This is a genomic window from Bacillus sp. 05T31 (assembly GCF_056396725.1).
In genome coordinates this window covers 1-2,335 of the sequence record NZ_JBFTMA010000697.1, presented here as the reverse complement: position 1 = coordinate 2,335, position 2,335 = coordinate 1, and the positions used below count along the sequence as shown (strand labels likewise).

Below are 2,335 nucleotides of genomic sequence, written 5' to 3'. Positions count from 1 at the left end.
ACTTATAGGATAGCTTCTTTATTTTGAAACAAACGGATGCTTTTCATAATAAAACCGCCATGGGTAGTGAATGGCTTCTTCTGCGTAATCAATATTAATACGAGGGCCAGCTATTATGTTATGTGTGGATGATAAATGTTCTTCTTCCGGAACTAGCTCAATATGTAATGTATCACTTTGTAATGATACCCCGCGTTCTTCTAAAGTGATTCCGAGTGCGCGGCATAGTTTTCCGGGGCCATTTGTTAAGTTTTTATACTGAGCTTTCGTAATGTCAGTTTTGTTGTAGCGCGCTAGTTTCATGTCTTCGATTCCATCTACAGGTTCAAGAGCACGAATGAGAACTCCTTGCGGGGTGCCGATTGGTGCTGTAATTACGTTAAAGCAATGATACATACCGTAAATTAAATATACGTAAGCATGTCCGGGTGCGCCGAACATTACTTCTGTTCGATTAGTTCGTCTTCCGCCGTAACTATGAGCGGCCTTATCATCTGGACCTTTGTATGCTTCTACTTCTACAATAATTCCGCTCCGATTTATGCCGTCTACAATATGAACGAGTTTATGTCCGAGTAACTTCTTTGCGACCTCTAACGTATCGCCTTCATAAAAAGAAGGAGGTGCCTGCATTGTACTATCTCCTTTGCCAGTTGTATATGTATATAGTAAACCAAATTTTCAGTAGTAATTCTAACTCGTTCTATTTACTACATTTATTTCATAAATTATGGATAGAGTACAACAGCGAAGAGGGGGAGTGCGGCATGATTTATCGCTTACTAGCTCTTAATATAGATGGGACACTACTATACAACAACGGAAAAATCGCAAAAGGGTTACGGGAGACAATTGACTTTGTGAAAAGAAAAGATGTATACGTTACATTGTTTACGAATCGTAATTTTCAATCTGCTCATAAAATAGCGAAGGCGTTAAAATTAGATTCTATATTAGTTACACATGGTGGTGCTTTCGTTTCAGCAACGTTAGATAAGCCGTTCGTTCAAAGGAGATTATCTGAAGAGAAAACCTTTAATATCGTGCAAGTGTTAGAGCATTTTGATTGTAATGTTCGCATTTCTCATGAACGATATTCAATTGGGAATCGTGAGAGAAATACACCAAACTTAATTGCGCGTACTGTATTATCAAGCGCAGATCCATTATTTTATCCGGTTCAATTTGTAGATTCGCTAGGGGATGCACTGCGTGATCATCCAGTAGCTGCACCAAAAATTGATATTGTTTTCCATACGAAAGGTGAAAAAGAAAGAGGGATGAATACGTTAAGAAAGGCATTTCAAGATGTAGAGTACGTTGAGTGTGATGAAAGACGTATAGAAATTCTCCCTCAAAATGTATCAAAACTACGTGGTTTACAATTACTTGGGGAGCATTTAAATATTAACCTTAGTGAAATGGTTGCGATTGGAGATAGCATAGAAGACTTAGAGATAATTGAAAATGTTGGGCTCGGGGTAGCAATGGGGAACGCCCCTGTAGAATTAAAGCAGGCGGCGGACTGGATTACACGTTCTAATACTGAGAACGGCGTAGAGTACATGATTAAAGAGCATTTTCGTAAGCAATTCCCGCTTCCTTTTTTAAAGAATCATAAACATACACCGAAACGATGAAAAAAGAAACGTAGCATTTTCGCTACGTTTCTTTTCTTTTTTTATGCTTCGATTACTTTCAGCATTCTATTTAAAAATGCCGCAGCTTCACCACGTGTTGCTGTGCCTTTTGGTACAAACTCGTTTCGCTCGTTACCTTTTACAATTCCATATGCATAAACGTTTTGTAATGCTTTTTTATCGTATGCTAAGTCCTGGTCAGTGAATGGTAATTTCACTTCTTTTGTATAAATCCAGTAGTAATCTAGTGCACGGTCAATCATAATAACAGCTTCATCACGTGTTATTGTAGCATTTGGATCAAATTTATTATTCCCACGACCATTAATTATACCTGCGCTGGCGGCACGGTTAATGCCATCTACTAAAGACGGATGTGCTTCGTTTAAGTCTGTAAATTTAGAATTTCCACCAGGTAATTTTAAAGAGCGCGACATTAAATTTGCAAACTCCGCACGTGTTACAAGGCGATTTGGCCAATAAGAACCATTACCGTCACCGAACATAATTTTTTTAGCTGCTAGTTGGCGAATGTCTTGTTCATACCAGCCACCTGTGATGTCATCATTATCATGAGTAACTTTTTCAGGAATAATATCTTTCCCAGGATTCACTCCGTTTTTACGGTTTGCATTATAATAAGAATTTGTGCCTTGTAAGAAAGCATTCCATTGTCCACGTTGAATCATAAAGGC

At 38.3% G+C, this 2,335-nt stretch carries 3 protein-coding genes; 1 reads left to right on the top strand and 2 read right to left on the bottom strand.

Annotated features, from left to right (window positions below):
* Positions 1-18: 18 nt before the first annotated feature.
* A complete protein-coding gene (locus tag AC1DJR_RS26780; RefSeq protein WP_429687038.1) occupies positions 19-633 on the bottom strand; it encodes a DNA-3-methyladenine glycosylase in 615 nt (204 codons plus the stop codon).
* Positions 634-767: 134 nt separating this feature from the next.
* On the opposite strand from AC1DJR_RS26780, the gene AC1DJR_RS26775 reads away from it, so the two are divergent.
* The gene (locus AC1DJR_RS26775; protein WP_429687039.1) at positions 768-1,640 is read left to right on the top strand and encodes a Cof-type HAD-IIB family hydrolase; all 873 of its coding nucleotides are present in this window, start codon (positions 768-770) and stop codon (positions 1,638-1,640) included.
* Positions 1,641-1,681: 41 nt separating this feature from the next.
* Here AC1DJR_RS26775 and AC1DJR_RS26770 read toward each other — a convergent pair.
* Positions 1,682-2,335 (bottom strand): S-layer homology domain-containing protein (locus AC1DJR_RS26770; RefSeq protein ID WP_477003936.1); only part of this gene is annotated, 654 nt, incomplete at its 5' end.

Coding starts and splice junctions, on each gene's coding strand:
- AC1DJR_RS26780 (WP_429687038.1), bottom strand. CDS start 633: ATGCAGGCACCTCCTTCTTTTTATGAAGGCGATACGTTAGAGGTCGCA.
- AC1DJR_RS26775 (WP_429687039.1), top strand. CDS start 768: ATGATTTATCGCTTACTAGCTCTTAATATAGATGGGACACTACTATAC.